At 70.4% G+C, this 24,050-nt stretch carries 26 protein-coding genes; 19 read left to right on the forward strand and 7 right to left on the reverse strand.

Going from position 1 to position 24,050, the window contains the following annotated elements; genetic code table 11:
* Nucleotides 1-3 precede the first annotated feature (3 nt).
* Entirely contained in the window at nt 4-582 is a 579-nt protein-coding gene (locus tag AB0K12_RS04830) for a YqgE/AlgH family protein (protein ID WP_364555591.1), read from the forward strand.
* Between the two features lie 7 nt (nt 583-589).
* Here the strand turns inward: AB0K12_RS04830 and AB0K12_RS04835 are convergent, their stop codons facing one another.
* Nucleotides 590-1,213: a TetR family transcriptional regulator gene (locus tag AB0K12_RS04835; protein ID WP_355421223.1), complete on the reverse strand. Its 624-nt coding sequence runs from the start codon at nt 1,211-1,213 to the stop codon at nt 590-592.
* Between the two features lie 150 nt (nt 1,214-1,363).
* Here AB0K12_RS04835 and AB0K12_RS04840 point away from each other — a divergent pair, with 150 nt between their 5' ends.
* The 7 genes from AB0K12_RS04840 (at nt 1,364) to AB0K12_RS04870 (ending at nt 9,326) form a co-directional block, all read left to right on the forward strand.
* A complete protein-coding gene (locus tag AB0K12_RS04840) occupies nt 1,364-2,959 on the forward strand; it encodes a DHA2 family efflux MFS transporter permease subunit (protein ID WP_364555593.1) in 1,596 nt (531 codons plus the stop codon).
* An 84-nt stretch (nt 2,960-3,043) separates the two neighbouring features.
* On the forward strand, nt 3,044-3,301 hold the full coding sequence (locus AB0K12_RS04845; protein ID WP_237101223.1) for a DUF3039 domain-containing protein: 258 nt from the start codon (nt 3,044-3,046) through the stop codon (nt 3,299-3,301).
* A 273-nt stretch (nt 3,302-3,574) separates the two neighbouring features.
* Complete coding sequence (locus AB0K12_RS04850; RefSeq protein WP_364555595.1) at nt 3,575-4,360, forward strand: zinc metalloprotease; 786 nt, start codon at nt 3,575-3,577, stop codon at nt 4,358-4,360.
* A 23-nt stretch (nt 4,361-4,383) separates the two neighbouring features.
* Nucleotides 4,384-5,769 carry an MFS transporter gene (locus AB0K12_RS04855; protein ID WP_364555597.1) on the forward strand — a complete coding sequence of 462 codons (1,386 nt, stop codon included), beginning with the start codon at nt 4,384-4,386 and terminating at the stop codon, nt 5,767-5,769.
* An 83-nt stretch (nt 5,770-5,852) separates the two neighbouring features.
* Entirely contained in the window at nt 5,853-6,893 is a 1,041-nt protein-coding gene (locus AB0K12_RS04860) for a hypothetical protein (protein WP_364555599.1), read from the forward strand.
* A gap of 124 nt (nt 6,894-7,017) precedes the next feature.
* Complete coding sequence (locus AB0K12_RS04865; RefSeq protein ID WP_364555601.1) at nt 7,018-8,769, forward strand: DEAD/DEAH box helicase; 1,752 nt, start codon at nt 7,018-7,020, stop codon at nt 8,767-8,769.
* A gap of 179 nt (nt 8,770-8,948) precedes the next feature.
* Nucleotides 8,949-9,326 carry an STAS domain-containing protein gene (locus tag AB0K12_RS04870; protein ID WP_364555603.1) on the forward strand — a complete coding sequence of 126 codons (378 nt, stop codon included), beginning with the start codon at nt 8,949-8,951 and terminating at the stop codon, nt 9,324-9,326.
* Between the two features lie 6 nt (nt 9,327-9,332).
* Here AB0K12_RS04870 and AB0K12_RS04875 read toward each other — a convergent pair whose 3' ends face one another.
* The 3 genes from AB0K12_RS04875 to AB0K12_RS04885 all read right to left on the reverse strand — a co-directional run bounded on the left by AB0K12_RS04875 (nt 9,333) and on the right by AB0K12_RS04885 (nt 11,850).
* Complete coding sequence (locus AB0K12_RS04875) at nt 9,333-9,857, reverse strand: hypothetical protein (protein ID WP_364555605.1); 525 nt, start codon at nt 9,855-9,857, stop codon at nt 9,333-9,335.
* Between the two features lie 124 nt (nt 9,858-9,981).
* A complete protein-coding gene (locus AB0K12_RS04880; protein ID WP_364555606.1) occupies nt 9,982-10,551 on the reverse strand; it encodes a nicotinamidase in 570 nt (189 codons plus the stop codon).
* A gap of 15 nt (nt 10,552-10,566) precedes the next feature.
* Nucleotides 10,567-11,850 (reverse strand): nicotinate phosphoribosyltransferase, encoded by a 1,284-nt coding sequence (locus AB0K12_RS04885; RefSeq protein ID WP_364555608.1) that lies wholly within the window; start codon nt 11,848-11,850, stop codon nt 10,567-10,569.
* Nucleotides 11,851-11,896: 46 nt separating this feature from the next.
* On the opposite strand from AB0K12_RS04885, the gene clpS reads away from it, so the two are divergent.
* The 5 genes from clpS (at nt 11,897) to AB0K12_RS04910 (ending at nt 14,595) form a co-directional block, all read left to right on the forward strand.
* On the forward strand, nt 11,897-12,190 hold the full coding sequence (gene clpS, locus AB0K12_RS04890; RefSeq protein ID WP_345397727.1) for an ATP-dependent Clp protease adapter ClpS: 294 nt from the start codon (nt 11,897-11,899) through the stop codon (nt 12,188-12,190).
* Nucleotides 12,191-12,230: 40 nt separating this feature from the next.
* Entirely contained in the window at nt 12,231-12,755 is a 525-nt protein-coding gene (locus tag AB0K12_RS04895) for a DUF2017 domain-containing protein (protein ID WP_345397730.1), read from the forward strand.
* A 9-nt stretch (nt 12,756-12,764) separates the two neighbouring features.
* Nucleotides 12,765-13,166, forward strand: coding sequence for a M67 family metallopeptidase (locus tag AB0K12_RS04900; RefSeq protein WP_364555610.1), 402 nt, complete (start codon nt 12,765-12,767; stop codon nt 13,164-13,166).
* Nucleotides 13,167-13,373: 207 nt separating this feature from the next.
* Entirely contained in the window at nt 13,374-13,646 is a 273-nt protein-coding gene (locus AB0K12_RS04905; protein ID WP_345397736.1) for a MoaD/ThiS family protein, read from the forward strand.
* A 1-nt stretch (nt 13,647) separates the two neighbouring features.
* Entirely contained in the window at nt 13,648-14,595 is a 948-nt protein-coding gene (locus AB0K12_RS04910; RefSeq protein WP_364555612.1) for a cysteine synthase, read from the forward strand.
* 79 nt (nt 14,596-14,674) lie between these two features.
* Here the strand turns inward: AB0K12_RS04910 and AB0K12_RS04915 are convergent, their stop codons facing one another.
* Complete coding sequence (locus AB0K12_RS04915; protein ID WP_364555613.1) at nt 14,675-16,525, reverse strand: DUF3352 domain-containing protein; 1,851 nt, start codon at nt 16,523-16,525, stop codon at nt 14,675-14,677.
* A gap of 85 nt (nt 16,526-16,610) precedes the next feature.
* A complete protein-coding gene (locus tag AB0K12_RS04920; RefSeq protein WP_364555615.1) occupies nt 16,611-16,937 on the reverse strand; it encodes a hypothetical protein in 327 nt (108 codons plus the stop codon).
* 101 nt (nt 16,938-17,038) lie between these two features.
* Here AB0K12_RS04920 and AB0K12_RS04925 point away from each other — a divergent pair, with 101 nt between their 5' ends.
* The 3 genes from AB0K12_RS04925 (at nt 17,039) to AB0K12_RS04935 (ending at nt 19,506) form a co-directional block, all read left to right on the forward strand.
* Nucleotides 17,039-17,830, forward strand: coding sequence for a thioesterase family protein (locus AB0K12_RS04925; RefSeq protein ID WP_364378712.1), 792 nt, complete (start codon nt 17,039-17,041; stop codon nt 17,828-17,830).
* A gap of 102 nt (nt 17,831-17,932) precedes the next feature.
* On the forward strand, nt 17,933-18,757 hold the full coding sequence (gene murI, locus AB0K12_RS04930) for a glutamate racemase (protein ID WP_364378709.1): 825 nt from the start codon (nt 17,933-17,935) through the stop codon (nt 18,755-18,757).
* Nucleotides 18,754-19,506, forward strand: coding sequence for an MBL fold metallo-hydrolase (locus tag AB0K12_RS04935; protein ID WP_364555618.1), 753 nt, complete (start codon nt 18,754-18,756; stop codon nt 19,504-19,506). Before murI ends, AB0K12_RS04935 begins: the two co-directional genes overlap by 4 nt.
* A gap of 22 nt (nt 19,507-19,528) precedes the next feature.
* On the opposite strand, the gene AB0K12_RS04940 is transcribed toward AB0K12_RS04935, so the two are convergent.
* Complete coding sequence (locus AB0K12_RS04940; RefSeq protein WP_364555620.1) at nt 19,529-20,782, reverse strand: MFS transporter; 1,254 nt, start codon at nt 20,780-20,782, stop codon at nt 19,529-19,531.
* Nucleotides 20,783-20,859: 77 nt separating this feature from the next.
* Here AB0K12_RS04940 and rph point away from each other — a divergent pair, with 77 nt between their 5' ends.
* From rph to AB0K12_RS04955, 3 genes are all read left to right on the forward strand, one after another.
* Nucleotides 20,860-21,579: a ribonuclease PH gene (rph, locus tag AB0K12_RS04945; protein ID WP_364555622.1), complete on the forward strand. Its 720-nt coding sequence runs from the start codon at nt 20,860-20,862 to the stop codon at nt 21,577-21,579.
* Nucleotides 21,576-22,166 (forward strand): RdgB/HAM1 family non-canonical purine NTP pyrophosphatase, encoded by a 591-nt coding sequence (gene rdgB / locus AB0K12_RS04950; protein ID WP_364555624.1) that lies wholly within the window; start codon nt 21,576-21,578, stop codon nt 22,164-22,166. Before rph ends, rdgB begins: the two co-directional genes overlap by 4 nt.
* A gap of 218 nt (nt 22,167-22,384) precedes the next feature.
* On the forward strand, nt 22,385-24,040 hold the full coding sequence (locus AB0K12_RS04955) for a molybdopterin-dependent oxidoreductase (protein WP_364555626.1): 1,656 nt from the start codon (nt 22,385-22,387) through the stop codon (nt 24,038-24,040).
* Nucleotides 24,041-24,050: the final 10 nt, after the last annotated feature.

The following is a 24,050-nucleotide window of genomic DNA, read 5'->3' on the forward strand; positions in this document are numbered from 1 at the left end:
GGTATGGCGGAAGCGATCTACGTCGGCGGTTTGTTGGTGGCGACGCCGCTTCTCGACGACCCCAACTTCCGGCGTAGCGTCGTGCTCATCCTCGAACACGACCACGACGGCGGCACACTGGGCGTCGTGCTCAACAGGCCGAGCGACATCTCGGTGACCCAGGTCCTGCCGGTCTGGGATCCGCTGGTGACCGGGCCGCCGGTGCTGTTCGAGGGCGGGCCCGTGCAGACCGACAGCGCGCTCGCGCTGGCCGCGGTGCCGAGCGGCGAGGAGCCGCTGGGCTGGCGCCGGCTGCACGCGGGCACCGACGCGGCGGCCAGGCTGGGCACGGTCGACCTCGACGCGCCCCCGGAGATCCTCCAGGACGAGATCGCCCAGATGCGCATCTTCGCCGGTTACGCGGGCTGGACGTCGGGACAGCTGGAGAGCGAGATCGCCGAAGGGGCCTGGTACGTCGTCGACTCCGAGGTCGGCGACACCTTCCATGCCGACCCGTCCTCCCTGTGGCGCCAGGTGCTGCGCCGCCAGCGCGGGGAGCTGGCGTTCGTGGCGACCTGCCCCGACGACCCGACGATGAACTGAGGCCGGGTCAGGGCTGCTGGTCCCACCCGGGCCGCAGGCAGCGCTCGGTCAGTTCCAGCGTCTGCGCCATGCGCTCCTTGATCTCCGCCATCGGGGCGTCGCGGCGCGGGCACTCGAACCCGACCCGCATGGTGGACATCGCGAACGCCACGATCAGGTGAGCGAGCTGGTCCTCGTCGGGGTCGGTGCCGCGACGGGCGGCGACCTTCTCGGCCAGCCGCCGCTCGGTCTCGGCGCCTCTGGCCGCCGAGAGGCCGACCAGGTGCGGGTGCGACTCGAACAATCTGCGAAGCTTGAGGAACCTCTCCGCGTCCTCGGGCGTTGACTCATCCAGGTCGGCGAGCAGGGCGCGCAGGCCCCACATGAGCGAGGCGAACGGCGGCTCGTCGTGCGGGCGCTCGGCCAGGGCGTCGAGCATGATCTCCTCGCCGTGGTCGTGAAACCACAGCACCAGGTGATCCTTGCTGGTGAAGTAGCGGAAGAAGGTGCGGGGGGAGATCTCGACGGCCCCCGCGATCTGCTCCACAGTGGTCGATTCGTATCCTTGTTCGAGGAAGAGATCGAGCGCCGCGTCGAGGATCGCCAGGCGCGTCTTCTCCTTCTTGCGTTCCCGCAGACCCACGGTCGTCATCTCCTCGACACAAAGCTGTCATAGTGTGCCATAAGTCATAGCCCGCCGACTTTAAGTCAGTTGTGAAGTGTCACCCTGTGCCATAGATTACCGGAGGCTTAGGACTTTTCTGCCCCGGTGTGGGGCGATCTGTGGAAATAGGGGGACTTAATGGCTCACGCGAAGGCGGTCGACGCACCGTCATCGCCCGGCCCGGCCGGCACGGGGACCGGGGGCAACCCGTGGCTCGTTCTGCTGGCGGTCAGCCTGGGCGTCATCATGGTGATGCTCGACGGCACGGTCGTCGGCATCGCCAACCCGGTCATCCAGACGGACCTCAAGGCGTCGCTCTCCGACCTGCAGTGGGTGACCAGCGGCTATCTGCTGGCGCTCGCGGTCTTCTTGATCACCGCCGGCAAGCTCGGTGACCTGTTCGGGCACAAGCGCGTCTTTCTCATCGGTGTGGGGGGCTTCGCCGTCTCGTCGGTGGGCATCGGCTTCAGCGCCGAACTCGCCGACGTCGTTCCCGGTGTCACGCCCATCGGCGCGCTGATCGGCCTGCGCGTGCTGCAGGGCCTGTTCGGCGCCCTGCTGCAGCCCGCCGCCCTGGCGCTGCTGCGCGGCGCGTTCCCCGGGCCGAAGCTGAACCAGGCCATGGGCGCCTGGGGCGCCATCATCGGCCTGTCCAGCGCGGCCGGCCCGATCGTGGGCGGCCTGCTCGTCGGCGGTGGCAACTGGGAGTCGGTCTTCTTCATCAACGCCCCCGTGGGCGTCATCGCCCTGGTCATGGGCATCATCCTGATCAAGGAGAACCGCGCCAAGAGCCTGGCCAGGATCGACTGGCTCGGCGTGGTGCTGCTGTCCGGCGCCATGTTCTCGCTGGTCTGGATGATCATCAAGGCGCCCGACTGGGGCTGGGGCGACAGCACGACGCTGACCTTCCTCGCCGTGTTCGTGGTGCTCATCGGCCTGTTCGTCTTCTGGCAGAGCCGCGCGAGCCAGCCGCTGGTGCCGCTGTCATTGTTCGCGAACCCGTCCATCTCCATCGGCACGTTCCTGATGATGATGGTCGCCTTCGCGATGTTCGGCGCGATGTTCTTCCTGGGCTTCTTCTTCCAGGGCGTGCACGGGCTCGAGCCGCTGGACGCCGGTCTGCGCATGCTGCCGATGAGCGCGGGCATGATCGTCGCATCGCCGCTGGCCGGCATGATGCTGAGCAGGTTCGGCCCGAAGATCACCATGGCGGGCGGCCTGCTGATCACCGCGTTCGCGATGTTCCTCATGTCGCGGCTCGGCATCGACGCCTCGTTCATCGAGAGCGGCATCCCGTTCGTGCTGCTGGCCTTCGGCCTCTCGCCGGTCTTCGTGGGCGCCACCGAGATCATCGTCGGCAACGCTCCCGTCGAGCTGAGCGGCGTCGCCGGTGGCGTGCAGCAGTCGGCCATGCAGGTCGGCGGCGCGCTCGGCACCGCGATCCTGGGCGCCGTGATGGCGTCCGAGATCTCCAGCAAGATGCCCGGCTACCTCGGCCCGATCGCCCAGCAGATCCCGCCGGAGCAGATGACGGCGCTGGAGAAGGCCGCCGCCTTCGGCGCGGCGCCGCCCGGGCTGCCCGAGCCCATCGTCAGCGCCGTGCACAACTCCTTCATGGACGGCATGCACCTCGCCTTCGTGGTGAGCACCTGCATCGCGGTGCTGACCGCCGCGCTGACGATGTTCGTCAGGGCCGGAAGGAAGACCGAGGGCGCTCCCGTCCACATGGGCTGATCGCTTCTCTCGTACGGCCTCCGTCCCTCACGGGCGGGGGCCGTCGCGCTGTGCGGGGTCCTGGGCGGGCATAAACTCGATGGGGTGAGCACGAAGATCCTCCCAGAGCAGGAGACCACTCCGCGGACGTCGCACGGCGACGGCGATCACGAGCGGTTCGCCCACTACGCGGACAAGCACAAGATCACCGAGAGCATGGTGACCGGCACGCCCATTCGCGCCCTGTGCGGCAAGATCTGGGTGCCCAGCCGCGACCCCAAGAAATATCCGGTCTGCCCGGAGTGCAAGGAGATCTACGAAGGTCTGCCTCCCGGCGGCGGCGAGGGCGACGACAAGCAGTGAGTGTTGCTGTGCGCTAATCCCCACACGGAGGGTTACGGTCTGTAGCCAGATCGTCTCAAGCCGTGGGGGATATGCATGGTCCGGCGCGCGACCGCCGTCTCGTTGGCATGCCTGCTCGCCGCCGGGCTCATCCCGCCGCTTCCTCACGGATCGGCGGCGGGCGCCGGCGCCGCGCTGAGGTCGGGGTCCGCGCCGGCGGATCGGTGCGCGGGGGGACAAGCGGGCGGACAACGCGCCGAGCAGCACCCCAGGCGCCACGCTGGGCGGCGCCCGATGACCGGCCCTGCTCGCGCGCCCGTGCCGCGCTCGCCCAAGCCGGAAGACGTCGCCAAGGTCGTCGGCGAGCTCGGCCGCCGCCTGGCCGGTGTCACCCCGCCGACCCGCATCACCGTGCCCACACGCGTGCACGTGATCGCCTCGGGCCCCGACCACCAGGTCTCAGAAGAGACGGTCAAGGCCCAGATCGAGGTGCTCAACGCCGCGTACGCCGGCAAGTTCGGCGGCGTCGACACCGGCGTGCGCTTCCGCCTCGACAACATCTCGCTCCGGCGCAGCGCGGCCTGGTTCACCGACCCCGTCGGCAACGAGAAGGTCATGAAGAAGGCCCTGCACGAAGGCGGGGCCGACACGCTCAACCTCTACATCGCCCAGCTCAGCGAGCTGATGCTGGGCTTCGCCAGCTACCCCTACTGGTACGCGGGCGCCCCCGCGCTCGACGGCGTCGTGATCGACTGGCGCACCCTGCCGGGCGGCGCGATGAGCAACTACAACCAGGGCTTCACCGGCGTGCACGAGATCGGCCACTGGCTCGGCCTGTTCCACACCTTCGAGAACGGCTGCCGCGAGCCCGGCGACGGCATCGACGACACGCCGGCCGAGGCCAGGCCAACCGAGGCGTGCCCGCAGGACAAGGACACCTGCGCCGACCGGCCGGGCAAGGACCCGGCGCACAACTTCATGGACTACGCCCACGACCGCTGCATGTGGGAGTTCACCGCAGGCCAGGCCCACCGGATGCACGAGATGTGGGCCGCGTTCCGGGCCTCGTCCGCGGCCTGAACGGGGCGAACTACGATGTCCAGGTGACAGCACCAAAAGCACTCGACACTCCCACAAAACCGCCCGGCATCTTCGACACCGCGTATCGGGCGGCCACGTTAGGGATCCTCCTGGTGGTCACGCTGATCGCCTTCGAGGGCATGTCGGTCGGTGTGGTGATGCCGTCCATCGCCAAGGAGCTGAACGCCCTCGACCTCTACGGCATCAGCTTCTCCGCCTTCCTCATCGCCAGCCTGTTCATGAACGTCGTCTCCGGGCTCTGGTCCGACAAGCGCGGCTACCCGGCGCCGTTCCTGGCCGGTGTGGTGCTGTTCGCGGCCGGCATGGGGCTGGCCGGCGCCGCGTCGTCCGCGGAGATGTTCCTGCTGGCGCGGGTCGTGCAGGGGCTCGGCGGCGGCTCCGCGATCGTCGCCCTGTACGTGATGATCGCCCGCGTCTACCCCATGGACGTGCGGCCCAAGGCGTTCGCCGCGCTGTCGGCCGCCTGGGTCGTGCCCGCCATGGTGGGGCCGTCCGTGGCCGGGTTCGTCGGCGACACGTGGGGCTGGCGTTACGTCTTCTACGGCATCGTCCCGCTGGTCATCCCCGCGCTGGTGATGCTCGTACCGGCGTTGCGGATGGGCTCGGCGCACGAGGCCCAGCCCAGCACCGGGCCGCGTTCCAAGCCGGTGGCGATGACGCTGGCCGCCACCTCGACCGCCGGCGGCGCCGGGCTGCTGCTGTACGGCGTGGACGGGCTGCACCGCGACGTGCTGCCCGCCGCGGTGGCGAGCGTGGCCGGGCTGGCGCTGCTCGTCATCGGGCTCTACCGGCTGCTGCCGCCGGGCTCGCTGCTGCTGCGGCGCGGGCTGCCGACGACCGTCCTCATGCGCGGGTTCTTCTCGGCCTCGTTCTTCGGGGTCAACTCCTTCATCCCGCTGGCTCTGCAGGAGGTGAAGGGCTTCGAGACCACCGCGGCCGGCATCGCGCTCACCACGGGCGCGCTGGGCTGGTCGGCCGGGGCGTACCTGCAGAGCAGGCAGTCCGCCGACCCGCACAGGCGGATCAGGCTGGGCGCCGGCTTCGTCACGGCCGGCATCCTGGTCAGCCTGCTGTCCGTGCTGCCGGGTGTCACGGGGTGGATCGCCGTGCCGGCGTGGATTCTGGCCGGGCTCGGCATGGGCTACGGCATCACCACGACCAACGTCACCGCGCTCAAGCAGTCGCCGGTGAACGAGCAGGGCGCGAACTCGGCCTCGCTGTCGGTCTCCGACCAGCTCGGTTCGGCGCTGTCCGTCGGGATCGGCGGCGCACTGGTGAACGTGATCGGTCACGCGCCGCAGCAGATCGCCACCGGGTTCCTCGTCATCTCGGGCCTCATGGCGGCCATCGCGCTCAGCGGGACGCTGCTCGCCGGTCGTACGCGCTGAAATTCCGTCCCTCCCGTCACACCGGTCACAGTTCGCCTGTCGCCGGTCGCTAGGAGTGATAGGACAGCGGGCGAGGAGGTGACATGGACGATGATCACCGGGTCTGGCCCCCGCAACCGGGGCCCAGGCACCGCCGCCCGCCGTCGCCTCCCCCCGATCCGGCCCCGCCCGACGACGTCCCGCCGCCGCGCCCCAAGAGGACGCGGCCGCCGTACCAGGATCAGCAGCGCCAGGTCGAACGCCAGCGCGCCGAGCAACACTGGGCGGAGGCCCGCCCCGCCGCGCCCCTGTCCGAGCCGCCGGCCGCCTGGAGGCGCCGCGACGAGCCGCCCGCCGACGCGGAGTGGGGCCGCTCCGACGGCTCAGGGTGGGCGCGCACCGAAGACCGGCAGCGGCGGCATCCGCTCGACCTGGAGCCGGACGAGTCGTTCTGGAACGAGGACGACCCGGACGACGCGGACGAGCCGTCGTGGAGCCCGCGCATCCGCGGCGCCCGCGACGACTCCGACGACCTGCCGCCGTCGGCGCACCTCTACGGCGCTCCCACCGCCCCCGGACAGCGCGCGGGAGGCGCCCAGAGCGGCACGGGGACGCCGCGGAAGGTGGCGGCCGTGCTGACGGCTCTGGCGGCCGCTGCGGCGCTCGTGACGGCGGCCACGGTCACCGCCCTGCGCTTCGTCACCGAGCAGCCCGAGCCGGGCCGCCTGAGCGACCCACGGGCCGGCGTGACGGCGACACTCCCCGAGGGCTGGCGGACGGACCCGGTGCCCCCGGTCACGGGCTTCACCTCGGTCGCCCGCGACGACGCCGGCGGGCTCGTGATGGCCCGCCCCATGAAGGGGCCGATCGAGGACGCCAAGAAGGCCACGGCCCAGGCCACCGAGCTCTACTCCAAGCTGCTGCTCAAGGGCGACCGCGTGACGGTCGTGGACGACCGCCGCACCCAGGACGGCCACACCCGGGCGCTGCGCGCCGAATACCGCGACGTGGTCAACCGGCCGGCGTACCTGCGCGTGATGCTCGTCACTCGCCAGGGCAGGCCGGTGCTGCTCCTCGGGCTCCTCCAGCCAGAGGAGGAAAGCCGCAGGCAGGCACTCGACACGGTGCTGACGAGCCTCCGATAAGCCGCATAGCACGTGAGGAGAACGTTGGCCAGAATCCTCGGCTCACGGCACGTCTTGTCGGTGGGCCCGATTACCCTTGGGTCACTGTGAGAGAGCGAAGCACACCAACCTCAGAGGTGATGCGGTGAGCACCTTCGCCGCGTCCCACCTTTCGCCTTCCTATCCAGACCGCGCCGCATGGGGCACCGCCCCCAAGCTCAGGGCCTGGCAGCAGGAGGCGTTCGACCTCTACTTCAGGCGCGAGCCGCGTGACTTCCTCACCGTGGCGACGCCGGGCGCCGGCAAGACCACCTACGCCCTGCGCATCGCCAGCGAACTGCTCGCCAACGGGGTGATCAAGGCGATCACCATCGTGACGCCCACCGAGCACCTCAAGCGCCAGTGGGCCGACGCCGCGGGCAAGGTGGGCATCGCCATCGATCCCGAGTTCAAGAACAGCCAGGGCACCACCTCGCGCGACTACACCGGGGTGGCGGTGACCTACGCGCAGGTCGCCATGCATCCCGCGCTCCACAGGGCCCGCACCGAGGCCCGCAGGACGCTCATCATCTTCGACGAGATCCACCACGCCGGCGACGCCAAGTCGTGGGGCGACGGCGTGCGCGAGGCGTTCGAGCCCGCCACCCGGCGGCTGCAGCTCACCGGCACGCCGTTCAGGTCCGACGACAACCCCATCCCGTTCGTCGCCTACGAGGAGGACGGCGAGGGCGTCAAGCGCAGCGTCTCCGACTACTCCTACGGCTACGGCCCCGCGCTCGCCGACGGCGTCGTCCGTCCCGTGATCTTCCTCGCCTACTCCGGCGAGATGAAGTGGCGCACCCGCGCCGGCGACGAGATCGCCGCGACGCTCGGCACCCCGCTCACCAAAGACCAGCTCTCCCAGGCGTGGCGGGCCGCGCTCGACCCCAAGGGCGACTGGATCCGCCAGGTCATGCAGGCCGCCGACCGCCGGCTCACCGAGGTGCGCAGAGGCGTGCCCGACGCGGGCGGCCTGGTCATCGCCACCGACCACGAGACCGCCCGCGCCTACGCCCGCCACCTGCGCAACATCACCGGCGAGGGCGCCACGGTCGTGCTGTCCGACGACCCCGGCGCATCGAAGAAGATCAAGCAGTTCGCGGCCTCCGAGGACCGCTGGCTGGTCGCCGTCCGCATGGTGTCCGAGGGCGTCGACATCCCGCGCCTGTGCGTGGGCGTCTATGCCACCTCCACCTCGACCCCGCTCTTCTTCGCCCAGGCCGTGGGCCGCTTCGTGCGTGCCCGCAAGCGCGGCGAGACCGCGTCCGTCTTCCTCCCCTCGGTGCCGACCCTCATGGGCCTGGCCAACGAGATGGAGGCCGAGCGCGACCACGTGCTCAACAAGCGGCCACCCGAGGACGGCCTCGACGACACCTTGCTCGACCAGGCCAACCGGCAAAAGGACAACCCGGACGTCCTCGGCGACGAGCTGCCGTTCGAGACCATGGAGACGTCGGCGACGTTCGACCGGGTGCTGTTCGACGGCGGCGAGTTCGGCACGGGCGCCGAGATCGGCTCCGCCGAGGAGGAGGACTTCCTCGGCCTGCCCGGCCTGCTCGAGCCCGACCAGGTGGCCACGCTGCTGCGCAAGCGGCAGTCCGACCAGCAGGCCGCCAGGCGCAAGCAGCAGACCGCTGAGCCCCGGCAGGAGCTCGCGCCCCACGAGCAGATCGCCGAGCTGCGGCGGGAGCTCAACGGCCTCGTCGGCGCCTGGAACCACCGCACCGGCCAGCCCCACGGGGTGATCCACAACGAGCTGCGGCGGGCGTGCGGCGGGCCGCCGATCGCGCAGGCGACGGTGGAGCAGATCCAGGAGCGCATCGCCATGATCCGCCGCTGGGCCACCCAGCGCCGCTGACCCTCACGGCCGGCGGGCGCGCCCGCCGGCTGAGGCGCAGGTCAGCAAGGGTGGGGATGGCCGTCACGGTACGTGACTATGCGCATTTGGTCACAGAGCACTGGCCTTCTGTTAGAAGCTCGGCGGAACCGGCAACAACCACTCTTGGCTGTCTTGGGATACGCAGAAGGACTTTGCCCATGTCGTCTGAGGCCACCGGAAAGCCGACGCTCACCGTCACTTCAGGCCTCTCTCGAAACGCCATCATCGTCAGGCTCGAAGGCGAGCTCGACGTCAACGCGTTGCCGATTTTCCAGGAGAACCTGCAGCAGATCTGGGAGCTGCTGCCCCAGCCCTTTCTGATCCTCGACCTCAGCGAGGTCTCGTTCTGCGACTCCATGGGCATGAACGAGCTCGTCCACCTCATGCAGCGCTGCGAGGCGGGCGGCACCAGGCTGGTGCTCGGCGGGGTGCAGGGGGTCATGGCGCGGGTGCTGTCGATCACGGGGCTGCGGCACGCGTTCGAGGTGTACGCCAGGATCGACGACGCGCTGCGGCTGGCCGTCACCCACGCCTGACGCGGCTCAGGCGGGGCGTGAGGGGATCGGGCGGCCGCTGCGGCCGTCGACCGGCACCACGCCCGTCTCCGGGTGCAGCGGCACCGTCAGCGAGGCGGTGCCGTCCTTCACGTGGACGGGCCGGGTGTAGGAGTGGCGCGAGGGTGCCCGGCCGGGGTGGCCGGCCGCGTACAGCCAGATGAGCAGCTTTTTGCCGCGGGGGAGCACGACGACCTCGGCGGTGCGGCACTCGCCGGGGACCGCGGGCCACGTCAGCACCAGGTGCCGGCTCACGTCGGCTGTGCGGGGGACGGGCGCGCGCCCACGGCAGGACGGCTCGGCCGGGGTGGCGGCGACGGCCACGGCCTGCGGGGAGGGGTCGGCGGCGGGGGCGGGCGGTGGGCGCAGCGCGCTCATGGCGACGGTGCCCGCCTCCAGCAGGACGAGCGTCACGACGGCGGCGGCGCGGTCGATCGTGGTGCCCCTGACCAGCAACCACAGGGCGAGGGGCCCGAGGACGAGCCAGGCCACGCCGAGGGACAGAGGCAGCATGGAGAACCTCCCACCGCTTGGAAGAGTGATCACTCTCCGTGGTACTCCGGCTTCGGAGCGGGGTCCGTTCTCCTCGATATCACATGACCGCAGCGTTGCAAACTGTGTACGTATCGTGATCGGCTCAGCCGACGGCGGGAGCGCCCTGGAGGGTGATGCCCGCCTGCTCCATCTCCGCCAGCGCCGCCTGCGTCGTCGCGGGCGCCACGCCGGCCGTCAGGTCGAGCAGGACCCGCACCGCGAAGCCGTGCTTGACCGCGTCGAGGGCGGTGGCGCGGACGCAGTGGTCGGTCGCGATGCCCACCACGTCGACCTCCGTGACCCCGCGCTCGCGCAGCCACTGATCCAGCGGCACCTCGTCGCCGGAGGCGCCCTCGAAGCCGCTGTAGGCCGCCTCGTAGGCCCCCTTGCTGAAGACCTCCTCCACCTTCGAGACGTCGAAGTCGGGGTGGAACTCGGCCCCGGGCGAGCCGGCCACGCAGTGGGCGGGCCAGCTGGCCGCGTAGTCGGGGGTCTCGGCGAAGTGGTCGCCGGGGGAGATGTGGTAGTCGCGAGTGGCCACGACGTGGTCGTAGGGGTGGCCGGCCACGTGGCGGCTGATCGCCGCGGCCACCTCCGACCCACCCGCGACGGCCAGGCTGCCGCCCTCGCAGAAGTCGTTCTGCACGTCAACGATGATCAACGCGGTGCCCATAGACAGCACCATACGTCAGGCGAACTCGGTCGGAATCGCCGCGTACCCCCTGCCGAGCTGCAGCGCCTCCTGGGGGAGGGTGGCGACGGCGGCGGCGTGGCGGTCGCGGGCGGCCGACAGCGGCTCGCGGCCGACGACCTCGCCGTCGCGGACGAGCTCGTGCAGCAGCGGCACCCCGCCCTCGGGGACGAGCCCGCCGGTGGTGATCAGCTCGGTCTCGGCGTGGCCGGCCGCGTCGACCATCCGGTACGCGTCCTTGCGCCCCCCGCGCGACGGCTTGCCCACCGACCGCTTGGCCACCGCCTCCAGCTTGCCCGTGGCCGTCTCACGGGCCACCAGCTTGTAGACCAGGGCCGCCGTCGGCACCCCTGAGCCGGTCACCAGGGACGTGCCGACGCCGTAGCCGTCGACGGGGGCGGCGGCGAGCGCGGCGATGGCGTACTCGTCGAGGTCGGAGGTGACGAGGATGCGGGTGTCGAAGGCGCCGAGCGAGTCGAGCTGCTCGCGCACCTCCTGGGCGGCGGCGGCCAGGTCGCCCGAGTCGATGCGGACCGCGCCCAGCTTCGGCCCTGCCAGCTCGACGGCGGTGCGCACGGCCCCGGCCACGTCGTACGTGTCCACCAGCAGCGTCGTCTCCGGCCCCAGCGAGGCGATCTGGGCCTCGAACGCGTCGCGCTCGCTGTCGTGCAGCAGCGTGAACGCGTGGGCCGCCGTGCCGGCCGTGGGCACGCCGTACAGGTGGCCGGCCATCAGGTTGGAGGTGGAGGCGAACCCGGCGATGTAGGCGGCTCTGGCGGCGGCCACGGCGGCGTGCTCGTGCGTGCGCCGCGAGCCCATCTCGATGATCGGCCGCTTGCCCGCCGCGTTGGTCATGCGGGAGGCGGCGGAGGCGATGGCGCAGTCGTGGTTGAGTATCGACAACGTGAGCGTCTCCAGCAGCACGGCCTCGGCGAACGTGCCCTCCACGACCATGATCGGGGAGGCGGGGAAGTAGAGATCGCCTTCGAGATAGCCGTAGATGTTGCCGGAAAACCGGTAATCGGCGAGAAACGCCAGGGTCGCCTCGTCCACGACGTGATGGTCGCGCAGAAAGGTGAGTTCATTGTCACCGAAACGGAAGTGTTCCAGCTCGTCCAGAACACGCCCGGTACCAGCGACGACGCCGTAACGCCGTCCACCGGGGAGATGCCGGGCGAACACCTCGAAAACCGCCCGCCGGTGCGCCGCGCCGCTGCGCAGGGCGGCCTGCAACATTGTCAGCTCATAGTGATCTGTGAGCAACGCAGTGCTCATGGTCATTCTCACGACTCGAAGACTACGGCCCAGATAGGGCAGACTCGGGGATGTGGGTAGCACCGCTCCAATCGCCGTTGAGCGTCCGTCATCGGACGTCCGGCCCGATCTGCCATGGGTGACCATCGTCTGGAACGACCCCGTCAACCTCATGTCCTACGTGACCTATGTCTTCCAAACGGTCTTCGGCTACACCCGCGAGAAGGCCGAGAAACTGATGCTCGACGTGCATCACAAGGGCAAGGCCGTCGTGTCCAGCGGCACGCGCGAGGAGATGGAAAGGGATGTGCAGATTCTCCACTCCTACGGCCTGTGGGCGACGCTCCAGCCGGACTCGGTCAAGTGAGATCCACGGGCCGCGGCACTCCTACCGGGAAGAGGCACAGGTGAGTTCGGGGTTCTCGCGGGGCAAGGACGGCGGCGTCGTCGCCGAGTTCGAGGCGGCGGAGATCTCGCTGCTGCGCTCGCTGGTCTCCATGATGCTGGGCATCGTCTCGCCGGGTCAGACCAGCGACGACCCGCTCGAGCGGGCGCTCGGCATCGGTGACAGCGCGGCGCCGTCCGATCCGGTGCTGGCCAGGCTGTTCCCCTCGGCGTACGAGGACGACAAGGACTCCGCCGAGTTCCGCCGCTACACCGAGGCGACGCTGCGCGACGGCAAGCGGGCCGACGCCCAGACCGTGCACGCCACCGCCAGGGCGGGCCGGGCCGAGCTGTCGGCCGAGGAGGCCCAGGCGTGGCTGCGCTCGCTCAACGACCTGCGCCTGACGCTCGGCACCAAGCTCGACGTGACCGAGGAGGTCCACGACGAGATCGCGGTCATGTCCGAGGACGACCCCCGCTACCCGGCCTACGTCACCTACGACTGGCTGACCTACCTCCAGGACAGCCTGGTCCGGGCCCTCTGGTAGCTTCCGGGCATGCTGTCGATCTCGCAGGAACTGGCGGACAAGATCGTCGCCCACGCCCGCGCCGATCACCCCGACGAGGCGTGCGGCGTCATCGCGGGCCGTAACGGCGTGCCCGAGCGTTTCATCCCGATGGAGAACGCCGAGCGCTCGCCCACCTTCTACCGCTTCGACTCGATGGAACAGTTCAGGGTGTGGAAGGAGATGGACGACCGCGACGAAGAGCCCGTCGTCATCTACCACTCCCACACGGCCACCGAGGCGTACCCGTCGCGCACCGACGTCTCCTACGCTTCCGAGCCCGACGCCCACTACGTGCTGGTCTCCACGCGGGACGAGAACGAGGTGGAGTTCCGCTCCTACCGGATCCTCGACGGGCAGATCACCGAGGAAGAGGTAAGGTTTCTCCCATGATGGTCAGGCCTGTGCAGAGCTTCCTGTTCGCACACACTCCTGCCGTCGTCGTCTACGACTGTCCGGCGGGCGAACCGCCGGTTTCCCGCCCGTAGGACATCCGTCCGCGCGTGGCGCTATCGGCGTACGAGCCCATGGAATCCGCACCCCTCCATCGGCGTTGCTGCCGATGGGACGACGACTGACACCTTGAGGAGACTGACCGCGATGGCCATCGAGGTACGCATTCCGACGATCCTGCGCAACTACACCGACGGCGCGAAGGCCGTGAACGCCGAGGGCGCCACGCTCGAAGAGCTGATCAGCAATCTCGAGTCCCGCCACCCCGGCATCAAGGACCGCCTGGTCGACGACGGCAGCCTGCGCCGGTTCGTCAACGTCTACCTGAACGACGAGGACGTCCGCTTCCTCGGCGGCCTCGGCACCCCGTTGTCCGACGGCGACACGGTGACCGTCCTGCCTGCCGTCGCCGGCGGATGACATGCGTTTCGACTCGCTGATCGACTCGGTCGGGCGCACCCCGCTGGTCGGGCTGCCCCGGTTGTCGCCCTCCGACGAGGTGCGCGTCTGGGCCAAGCTCGAAGACCGCAACCCGACCGGGTCGATCAAGGACAGGCCGGCGCTCTGGATGATCCAGGAGGCCGAGAAGGACGGGCTGCTCACCCCCGGCTGCACGATCCTTGAGCCCACCAGCGGCAACACCGGCATCTCGCTCGCCATGTCGGCCAAGCTCAAGGGCTACAAGCTGATCTGCGTGATGCCGGAGAACACCTCGGAGGAGCGCCGCCAGCTGCTGCGCATGTGGGGCGCGGAGATCATCTCCTCGCCCGCCGCCGGCGGCTCCAACGAGGCCGTGCGGGTGGCGAAGGAGCTGGCGGCGAAGAACCCGTCGTGGGTGATGCTCTACCAATACGGCAACCCGGCCAACTGGCGCTCCCACTACGAGTCCACCGGCCCCGAGATCCTCGCCGACCTGCCCACGGTCACCCACTTCGTGGCCGGGCTCGGCACCACCGGCACGCTCATGGGCGTCGGGCGCTACCTGCGCGAGCACGTGCCCGACGTGCAGATCGTCGCCGCCGAGCCGCGCTACGGCGAGCTGGTCTACGGGCTGCGCAACGTCGATGAGGGGTTCATCCCCGAGCTCTACGACGAGTCCGTGCTGACCACCCGCTTCTCGGTCGGCTCGGCCGACGCGCTGCGGCGCACCCGCGAGCTGCTGGCCGCGGAGGGCATCTTCGCCGGCGTCTCCACCGGCGCGGCGCTGCACGCGGCGCTGGGGGTGGCGAAGAAGGCGGTCAAGGCGGGGCAGCGGGCCGACGTCGTGTTCGTGGTGGCCGACGGCGGGTGGAAATACCTGTCGACGGGCGCGTACGAGGGCACGCTCGACGAGGCGGAGGAACGCCTCGAAGGCCAGCTCTGGGCCTGACTCCCACGGAAACCCACGGAAACGCCAGGCGGCCGGTCCCCTCGGGGGCCGGCCGCCTTTCACGTTCTCTCCGGATGGGTCAGTTGAACAGCAGGCGCAGCGAGAACGTCGCCTCGGTGTCGGTCTGGCTGCCGCTCAGGCCGACCGCCCGCAGCACCTCGGCGTTGGCCTTGTCGTCGCCCTGCATCGACGCGAGGTACAGCTTCTCGATCTTGTCGAGGTCGACGAAGATGGCGTAGTTGGCGTCGTCGGCGTTCGGGATGGCCGTCTGGAACGTCTCCGACTCGCCCAGCGTGCCCTCCTCGGCCAGCTTCTTCGCGTAGTCCTGGGAGGTGGCCACGGTGAAGACGCCGTCGCCGGCGACCTTGGCGATCTGCGGCGCGGGCTGGCCGTTCTGCGACATCGCGTTCAGCACCTTGTCCACGATCGCCTGCGCCTTGGCCGCGTCGGTGGCGACCCGGACGCCGCCCTTGATCTGGTTGGTGTCCAGGCCCTCGCTGTCGACGGCGACGGTGAAGTTCTTGCCGACGACGGTGGCGAGGTCACCGGGCAGGCTCAGCCCGAACTGGGTCTTGACCTGCTGCAGCATCTGCGCGACCTGGGCGCCGCCGGTCGCGCTCGCCTGCTTCTCGATCTCGGCCCACTGCTTGGTGAGCACCTGGTCGAGGCCGGAGATCGAGACGGCGCCGGCCGTGGTGGCGGGCAGCGTGCCGATGTTCGCCTTGGGCAGGTCGCCCTCCGGGGCCATGCCCTTGGCGCCGCGCACGACGCCGGCCAGCTCCACGTAGGCGCTGTCGAAGCGCAGCGCGCCGGCGAACCTGGCGTCCTTGACCTGGTCGAGCACCGCGGTCTGGTTGGCCGGGACCTCCTTCTTGGCGAGCTCGATCAGGCCGCCCATGGAGGCCCAGAACGACAGCACGCCCTGCTCTCCGAGGGCGCCCATGTCCTCGCTGAACCCGGCGTTGTCCGACAGGCTGCCCTCGGCCTGGGCGTACTTGGTGGCGAGGTCCTGGGTCGGGGTCAGCAGCGCGTAGTCGTCGCGGAAGGCGATGCCGTACTTGTCGTTCTCCATGATCTTGGCGATGCCGGCCTTGGCGGCCTCCTCGTCCGTGATCTGGATGGCCACCGCGAAGTCGGGCTGCGCCTTGCCCGACGGCATGGCGGCGAAGCCGACGCGGCTGCCCAGCCAGGGGTCCACGTCCTTGGCGAAGTCGATCTTGCTGTCGCCGTCCTCGTTCAGCAGGTCGAACAGCGCCTTGCGCGGGTCGTCCCCGGTGAAGGAGTCCTTGGTGACGGTGAACTTGCTCGCGAGCTGGAACAGCGCGACCTTCTGGTTCGCGGCCGGGTCGAGGTCGAGGCGGGCGTAGGCGATCGCGTCGGCCGGCAGGACGTCGCTCGGCTGGGTGCCGCCGCCGCCGAGTGCGCCCACGGCCCACACCGCGCCGCCGCCGAGCAGGACGACGGCCAGCGCCGCCGCCACCGCGATGATCCAGCTCTTGCGGCCCTTCTTGGCGGGCTCCGCCGGGCCGAAGCCCTCAGGGCCCTGCTGCTGCCAGCCGCCCTGCTGCGGGCCCTGCTGCTCGTACTGCCAGCCCTGCTGTTGCTGCTGCTGGTCCCAGCCGCCCTGCTGGGGGTACTGCTGCTGGGGCTGCTGCTGCCAGCCGCCCTGGGCCTGCTGGCCGCCGTACGGCTGCTGCTGAGGAGGCTGCTGGCCGTACTGGGGGTTGTAGGGGGGCTGCTGGCCGTAGGACGCCTGCTGGCCGTATGCCCCCTGCCCCTGAGCCGGCTGCTGGCCGTAAGGCTGCTGGGGAGGGTAGGGCTGCCCCGGATACTGCGCCGTCGGCGCGCCCTCCGGCTGCTGCCCCTGGTTCCAGTTGTACGCCGTGGTCCGGTCAGGATTCTGGCCATAGGGGGGATTGTTAGCAGACATCACTCAACTCACAATGTGGACTTTTGACCACAGAGAAGGTAGCTGATGTTGCTAGACGTGCGCTTGCAATGTACTGAAGTTGCGATTAGACACGATTCAGCTCTTTTCTCAGGACATCGATGTGCACCTCCCCGCCTCCGTAGTCGACGACGTTCTCCCACGGGACGAACGTGCACCCCGCGTACACGACCCGGGCGAGCAGCTGTGACAGCCAGGCCGATCGGCCCTGGCGATCACGGGTGAGCCCGAGCAGGAACGGCGCCCGCAGGCCGGAGACGACGAGGCCGTAGACGGTGTGGCTCTGCTGGAGCTCGCCCTTGTGCCTGACCACGCGGATGTCCACCACGAAACCGACCCACACCCCGTTGGAGTCCCAAACGGACTGACCGATGAGTTCGGTGACACTTGCCATGATCAAACGTTGTCAGCCGAATCACGTTTTCGCAGGTAGGCGCGCTGATGGGCGAATGCTCTAGCATGTCTAGAACATAGTTCGGACATGAGGCGGGACTGATGACGAAGTTCGACGAGGCGACGCAGGCGATCAGGGTCGACGAGCACACCTATGACGTCTGTCTCGATCCCGGATACGCGATCGGCGGGCCGCTCAACGGCGGTTATCTGATGGCCGTGATCTTGCGGGCCGCGGTGGACGCCTCGCCGTTCGAGCATCCGGTGAGCACGACGGCGCAGTTCCACAAGGCGCCCGTGGCCGGTCCCGCGCAGGTCGTCGTGGAGCCGCTGAAGGCGGGCAGGACGGTGGCGTTCGCGCGCGCGAGGCTGGTGCAGGACGGCGTGACGCAGATCGAAAGCCTGATCACGACGGCCACGTTGCAGGACGTCGAGCCGATTTATGCTGACGAACCGGCTTTTGAGATGCCACCCGTCGAGGAGTGCGCCAAGCTGCCCGACCCCAAGCCCGAGTCGGGCATGACCCTCAACGCCCAGATGGAGTTGCGCTTCGACCCGCCCACCATCGGCTGGCTGCACGGCAGGCCCAGCGGCAGGCCCGAGTCGCGGGCGTACTTCAGGATGGCCGAGCCGCAGGACCCCGACCCCTACGTGCTGGCGCTGGCCGTGGACGTGCTGCCGCCGGTCATCTTCTCCTCCGGCTCGCGCGGCTGGGCGCCCACCGTGGACCTCACCTGGCACCTGCGCGCCCTGCCCGCCCCCGGCTGGCTCACGCTGCTCGGCAGCGGCCGGCTGGTCGCCGACGGCTGGTTCGACGAGGAGGTCGAGGTACGCGACTCCACCGGCCGCCTCGTCGCCCAGTCGCGCCAGCTCGCCCGCGTCGGAAGAGGCTGAAGGTCGCGATGTGACCAAGGCGACACCGCATCATGCTCATGTGTCGCAGGTGTGAGCATTCTTACGCAGTGCTGATCGTGCAGGTCGCCTACCCTCAAGAGCGTGCCGGACGCGAGCATTGGGATCTTCGACAGCGGGGTGGGCGGGCTGACGGTCGCGCGAGCGATCATCGACCAGCTGCCCCACGAGTCCATCACCTACGTGGCCGACACGGCCCGCCAGCCGTACGGGCCGAAGCGCATCGCGGAGCTGCGGGCGTACGCGCTGGAGGTCATGGACCACCTGGTCGAGCAGAACGTGAAGATGCTCGTGATCGCCTGCAACAGCGCCAGCGCGGCCGTGCTGCGCGACGCTCGTGAGCGGTACGACGTCCCGGTCGTCGAAGTGATCATGCCGGCCACGCGGCGGGCGGTGCGCGCCACCCGCAACGGCAAGGTCGGCGTGATCGCCACCAGGGCCACCATCGAGTCCATGGCCTACCACGACGCCTTCACCGCCGCCCCAGACGTGCAGCTCACCGGCGTGGCCGCCCCACGCCTGGTCGAGTACGTCGAGCGCGGCGAGACGATGAGCGACGAGCTGATCGAGGTCGTCCGCGGCTACCTGGAGCCCGTCAGGGCCGCCGGCTGCGACACGCTCATCCTCGGCTGCACCCACTACCCGCTGCTTGCCGGTGCGATCTCCTACGTCGCCGGCGAGGGGGTCACGCTCATCTCCAGCGCCGACGAGACGGCCAAGGACGTCTATCGGATCCTGCACGACCGCGGACTGGCGGCAGGAGGCGAGGCCACCCCCCGGCACCGTTTCCGCGCCACCGGCGACTCCCTGCTCTTCGCCCGGCTCGGGCGGCGTTTCCTGGGGCCGGAGATCGACGCGGTCGAAGTCGCACCAGTGGGGGGTACTACCTTTAACGGGAGGCCCACATGAAGGTGACCATCGTCGGGTGCTCGGGCAGCTACCCCGGGCCCGACAGCCCCGCGTCCTGCTACCTCCTCGAGGCCGACGGGTTCAGGATGGTGCTCGACCTCGGCAGCGGCTCGCTGGGCGCGCTCCAACGCCACATCGGCCTGTACGACGTGGACGCGATCTGCCTGTCCCACCTGCACGCCGACCATTGCCTCGACATCTGCGGCTACCACGTGGCCAGGACGTACGGGCCGGCCGCGCCCTACCCGCTCGTCCCCGTCTACGCCCCGGCCGACGCGCCGAGGCGGCTGGCGGGCGCGTACGGCATGCCGGAGGAGCCCGCGCTGGAGACGGCCTTCGAGTTCGTCCCGCTGCGGCCTGGCTCGTTCGAGATCGGCCCGTTCACGCTGACCGCCGGCCTGGTCAACCACCCGGTCGAGGCGTACGGCTTCCGCGTCGCCAACGGCGGCAGGAGCGTCGCCTACTCCGGCGACACCGGCGAGTCGCAGGAGCTGGTCAAGCTGGCGACGGGCACCGACCTGCTGCTGTGCGAGGCGTCGTTCGTCGAGGGGCCCGACCTGCCGCCCGACCTTCACCTGACCGGCCGGCAGGCGGCCGAGCACGCCGCGAAGGCGGGCGTCGGCCGGCTCGTGCTGACCCACCTCGTGCCGTGGAACGATTCGGCGACCGTGCTGGAGGAGGCGTCGGCGGGCGGCTTCGCGGGGCCGGTCGAGCTGGCCCGCAGCGGCGCCGTCTACGAGCTGGGCTGAGCCCGGCCTGTTCGCGAGCCCGTCACTGGTGAGGCCGCGCGTCGGCGAAGTCACGCATCCGCGGCAGCGGCGAGAACAGCAGCGGCACGAACGCCACCGCCCTGCCCACCATCAGCAGCCACAGCGCCTGCCGCACCCCGATCTGCTGCGCCACGATGCCGCCGAGCAGCGCGCCCAGCGGCATCACGCCCCACGTCACGAACCGCACGGACGCGTTCACCCGGCCGAGCAGGTGATCGGGGGTGACGGTCTGGCGATAGGTGCTCTGGCCGACGTTCGACATGGCCGCGGCCCACGAGATCCCCATCGAGGCGAGCGCGAAGCAGACCACCCGCCAGTCGGGCTCGGTCAGCGGCAGCAGCAGCCCGAACGGCGCCCCGACGGCGGTGGCCACCAGGGTCGTCCTGGCACTGCCGAACCTGCGCGACAGCCACCCGCCGGTCAGGCCGCCCAGCACCCCGCCGATGCCGCCGGACATGAGTAAGGCCCCGACAGCGCCCGGGGCCAGCTTGACCGTCTCCGCCAGGAACAGCACCGACAGGCCGAGCACGCCGCTCACGCACAGATTGCCGAGCGCGGACGAGGCGCCGAAGGCCCGCATCAGGCGGTCCTGCCACACGTACGTCAGCCCTTCCTTGATGCCCCGCAGCATCGGGCCGCGCTCGGTGTCGGCCGGCGGCTTGTCCGGCACCTTCACCGTGGACAGGAAGAACACTGACGCGAGCGCCCCGAGAGCGGTGGTCAGGACCGTCCGGGGCGCGCCGAGTAACTGCACCAGCGCCCCGCCCACGCCGGGGCCGGCGAGGAACGCGCTCGCCCGTACGGTCTCCAGCTTCGCGTTGCCGTCGCTGAGCTGCGTGGTGCTGACCAGGTTGGGCAGGTACGTCGAGTCGGCCACGTCGTTGAACACCTGCGAGACGCCCGCCAGCAGCGCCACCACGAACAGCAGCTCGATGCTGAGCAGGCCGAGACCGGCCGCCAGCGGGATGCTGCCGAGCAGCACGAACCGCGCGAGGTCCGACGCCATCATGACGCGGCGTTTGCGCAGCCTGTCGACCCACACCCCCGCAGGCAGGCCGAGCAGGAGGAACGCCACCGTCTGCAGCGACGACAGCAGACCGACCTGAGCCGGACCGGCGTGCAACGTCATGACCGCGACGAGCGGCAGCGCCACACGCGAAACGTTCGCTCCGAGTTCGTTCGCGGCGTGCGAGCTGAGGAACCGGAGGAAGTCAGGGTTACGCAACACCCCCGTTGTCATTGCGTAAGGATCCATGTGGCGGACACATTTGGTCAAGCGTGCAGTGGCGCGGAGATAGGGTGATCTGTATGTCCCGACAGGATGGCCGCAGTATGTCTCGACAGGATGGCCGCAACCCTGGCCAGCTCCGTCCCATCACCATCACCCGGCAGTGGCTGGCCCACGCCGAAGGATCGGTGCTGGTCGAATTCGGCGGCACCAAGGTCCTGTGCGCGGCGTCCGTGCAGGACAGCGTGCCTCGCTGGCGCAGGGGCAGCGGCCAGGGCTGGGTTACGGCCGAATACGCGATGCTGCCGCGGGCGACCAATACTCGTAACGATCGCGAATCGGTCCGCGGGAAAATCGGCGGGCGCACCCATGAGATTTCCCGGCTGATCGGTCGGTCGCTGCGGGCCTGCGTCGATTACAAGGCGCTGGGGGAGAATTCCATCCTGCTCGACTGCGACGTGCTGCAGGCCGACGGCGGCACCAGGACGGCCGCCATCACCGGCGCCTACGTCGCGCTCGCCGACGCCGTCGCGTGGATGCGCCAGCGGCGCATGTGCCCGGGCGAGCCGCTCATCGGCTCCGTCGCGGCCGTGTCCGTCGGCGTGGTCGGCACCGTCCCGATGCTCGACCTCTGCTACGGCGAAGACGTCGCCGCCGAGACCGACATGAACGTCGTGATGACCGGCGACGGCCGCTTCGTCGAGGTGCAGGGTACCGCCGAGGGCACGCCGTTCGACCGGGGCGTGCTCGACCAGCTCCTCGACCTCGCCGTCACCGGCTGCGCCGAGCTGACCCTGCTGCAGCAGGAGGCGCTGGCGTCATGAAGATCGTGCTGGCCACCCGCAACGCGGGCAAGATCGCGGAGCTGCGCCGCATCCTCGACGGGTTCGACATCGTCGGGCTCGAAGAGTTCCCCTCGATCGGCGAGGTCGCCGAGACCGGGGTCACGTTCGAGGAAAATGCCCTGCTCAAGGCGCACGCCGTGGCTCAGGGCTCCGGCCTGCCCGCCGTCGCCGACGACTCGGGGCTCTGCGTCGACGTGCTCAACGGCATGCCCGGCGTCTTCTCGGCCCGCTGGGCCGGCCGCCACGGCGACGACCAGGCCAACCTGGAGCTGCTGCTCGCCCAGGTCGCCGACGTGCCTGAAGACAAGCTCACCGCCCACTTCGCCTGCGCCGCCGCCCTGGCCCTGCCCTCGGGCGAGCACCGCGTCGCCAGCGGCACCCTGTCCGGCCGCCTGATCAGGACACCCCGGGGCACCAACGGCTTCGGCTACGACCCGATCCTGGTCCCCGAGGGCGAAGAGCGCACCACAGCGGAAATGGCGCCAGAGGAGAAGGACGCGATCAGCCACCGCGGCCGCGCCTTCCGCGCCCTCGCCCCCATGGTCCAGACCCTCCTCGCCACCTGACCCCCACCCACCCCAGGCCCCGGCCCTCCGGCTCCCGCCTCTTGGCCGGCCCTCGGCCTTCCGTCTCGCGGCCCTCTGCCCCTCGGCCTTGGTGCTCCTGGCCGGCCCGCTGCCTGGCGGTCGTGCGGATGGCCTTCCAGGGCGCTGAGGGCACCCGTAACCATCGCGTAAGAAACCTCTGGGGTGCGGGGGCGTAGCGTCGGATTGTGATGAGGAATGTGCGCGTTCCCGCTTGGGCGGGCGGGCTTGTGGGGCTGGTGTCGGGTGGTGTGGCACTCGGGGTCGCGCAGCTCGTGGCCGGGGTCGTCGGACCCGCGGCGTTTCCCGTGGTGGCCGTCGGAGACGCCGCCGTGGACGCGGCGCCCGCGCCGCTCAAGGATTTCGCCATCGCCGCGTTCGGCGAGAACGACAAGGCCGTGCTGGTCGGTGGCGTGCTGGTGGTGCTGGCCGTAGTGGCGGCGCTCATCGGGGTGCTGGCCAGGCGTCGGCTCAGCCTGGGGTTCGCCGGGTTCGCGGTGTTCGGGGTGGTCGGGCTGCTGGCCGTGCTCACCAGGCCCGACACGGGGGTGCTGGATCTGCTGCCCACCGTCGTGGGTACGCTCGCCGGCGCGTGGGCCCTCAGATGGCTGCTGCGCCGTGCCACGACGTTCACCCCCGCCTTGGCGTCCGGCCCCGCCTACGACCGAGCCCCCCAGCCCGCGATGGTGCCTGGTAGGTCTGCGGACGATGAGGACGCGCCGCTCGAAGAGGGGCCGGAGGACGAGCTGGAGCGTCCTGCGGTGATGCGGGCCGGCGGCTGGGTGCCCGAGTTCGACCGGCGGCGGCTGCTGACCGGCGTCGCCGGCGGCGTGGTCGTGGCGGGCGCCGCGACCTGGCTGGGCCGGGAGTTCGGCGGCCGGCAGGCGGTGGACGCCGCCAGGACCAGCGTGGCCCTGCCCAAGCCCGCCACCCCGGCCGGACCGCTCCCCGCGGGCGTCGACTTCAGGCTCCCGGGGCTGTCGCCGTTCGTCACGCCGAACAAGGACTTCTACCGGGTGGACACCGCGATCGTCGTCCCCCAGGTGGACCCCAACGACTGGACGCTGCGCATCCACGGCCTGGTCGACCGTCCCGTCGAACTCACCTACGCCGACCTCCTGGGGCGCCCGCTCACCGAGGCCGACGTGACCCTGACCTGCGTCTCCAACGACGTGGGCGGCCCGTACGTCGGCAACGCCCGCTGGCTGGGCGTGCGCATGGCCGACGTGCTGCGCGAGGCGGGCCTGCGTTCCGGCGCCGACATGCTGCTGTCCACCTCCGCCGACGGCTTCACCTGCGGCACCCCGGTGGACGTCGTCATGGACGGCCGCGACGCGCTGTTCGCGATCGCGATGAACGGCGAGGCGCTCCCGGTGGACCACGGCTTCCCGGTACGCCAGGTGGTGCCCGGCCTGTACGGGTACGTCTCGGCGACCAAGTGGGTCGTGGACATCAAGGTGACCAGGTTCGACGAGGACGAGGCGTACTGGACGCCGCGCGGCTGGGCCGCCAAGGGCCCGATCAAGACCCAGTCGCGCATCGACATCCCCGGCTACGGCGACCGGCTCAAGGCGGGCCGCACCACGATCGCCGGGGTGGCCTGGGCGCAGCACACCGGCGTGGACGCCGTCGAGGTGCGGGTGGACAGCGGCCAGTGGCGAGTGGCGAAGCTGGCCGAGGTGCCGGGCCCGGACACCTGGCGGCAGTGGTCGATCGACTGGGACGCGACTCCGGGCGAGCACGCGATCCAGGTACGCGCGACCGACGCGGCCGGGCGTACGCAGACCGACCAGCTCGCCCCGCCGGCTCCCGACGGAGCCACCGGCTGGCACACGGTCACCGTGCAGGTGAGCTGAGGTATGCCCC

The organism is Nonomuraea sp. NPDC049419 (genome assembly GCF_040676995.1).
Lineage (GTDB): Bacteria > Actinomycetota > Actinomycetes > Streptosporangiales > Streptosporangiaceae > Nonomuraea > Nonomuraea salmonea.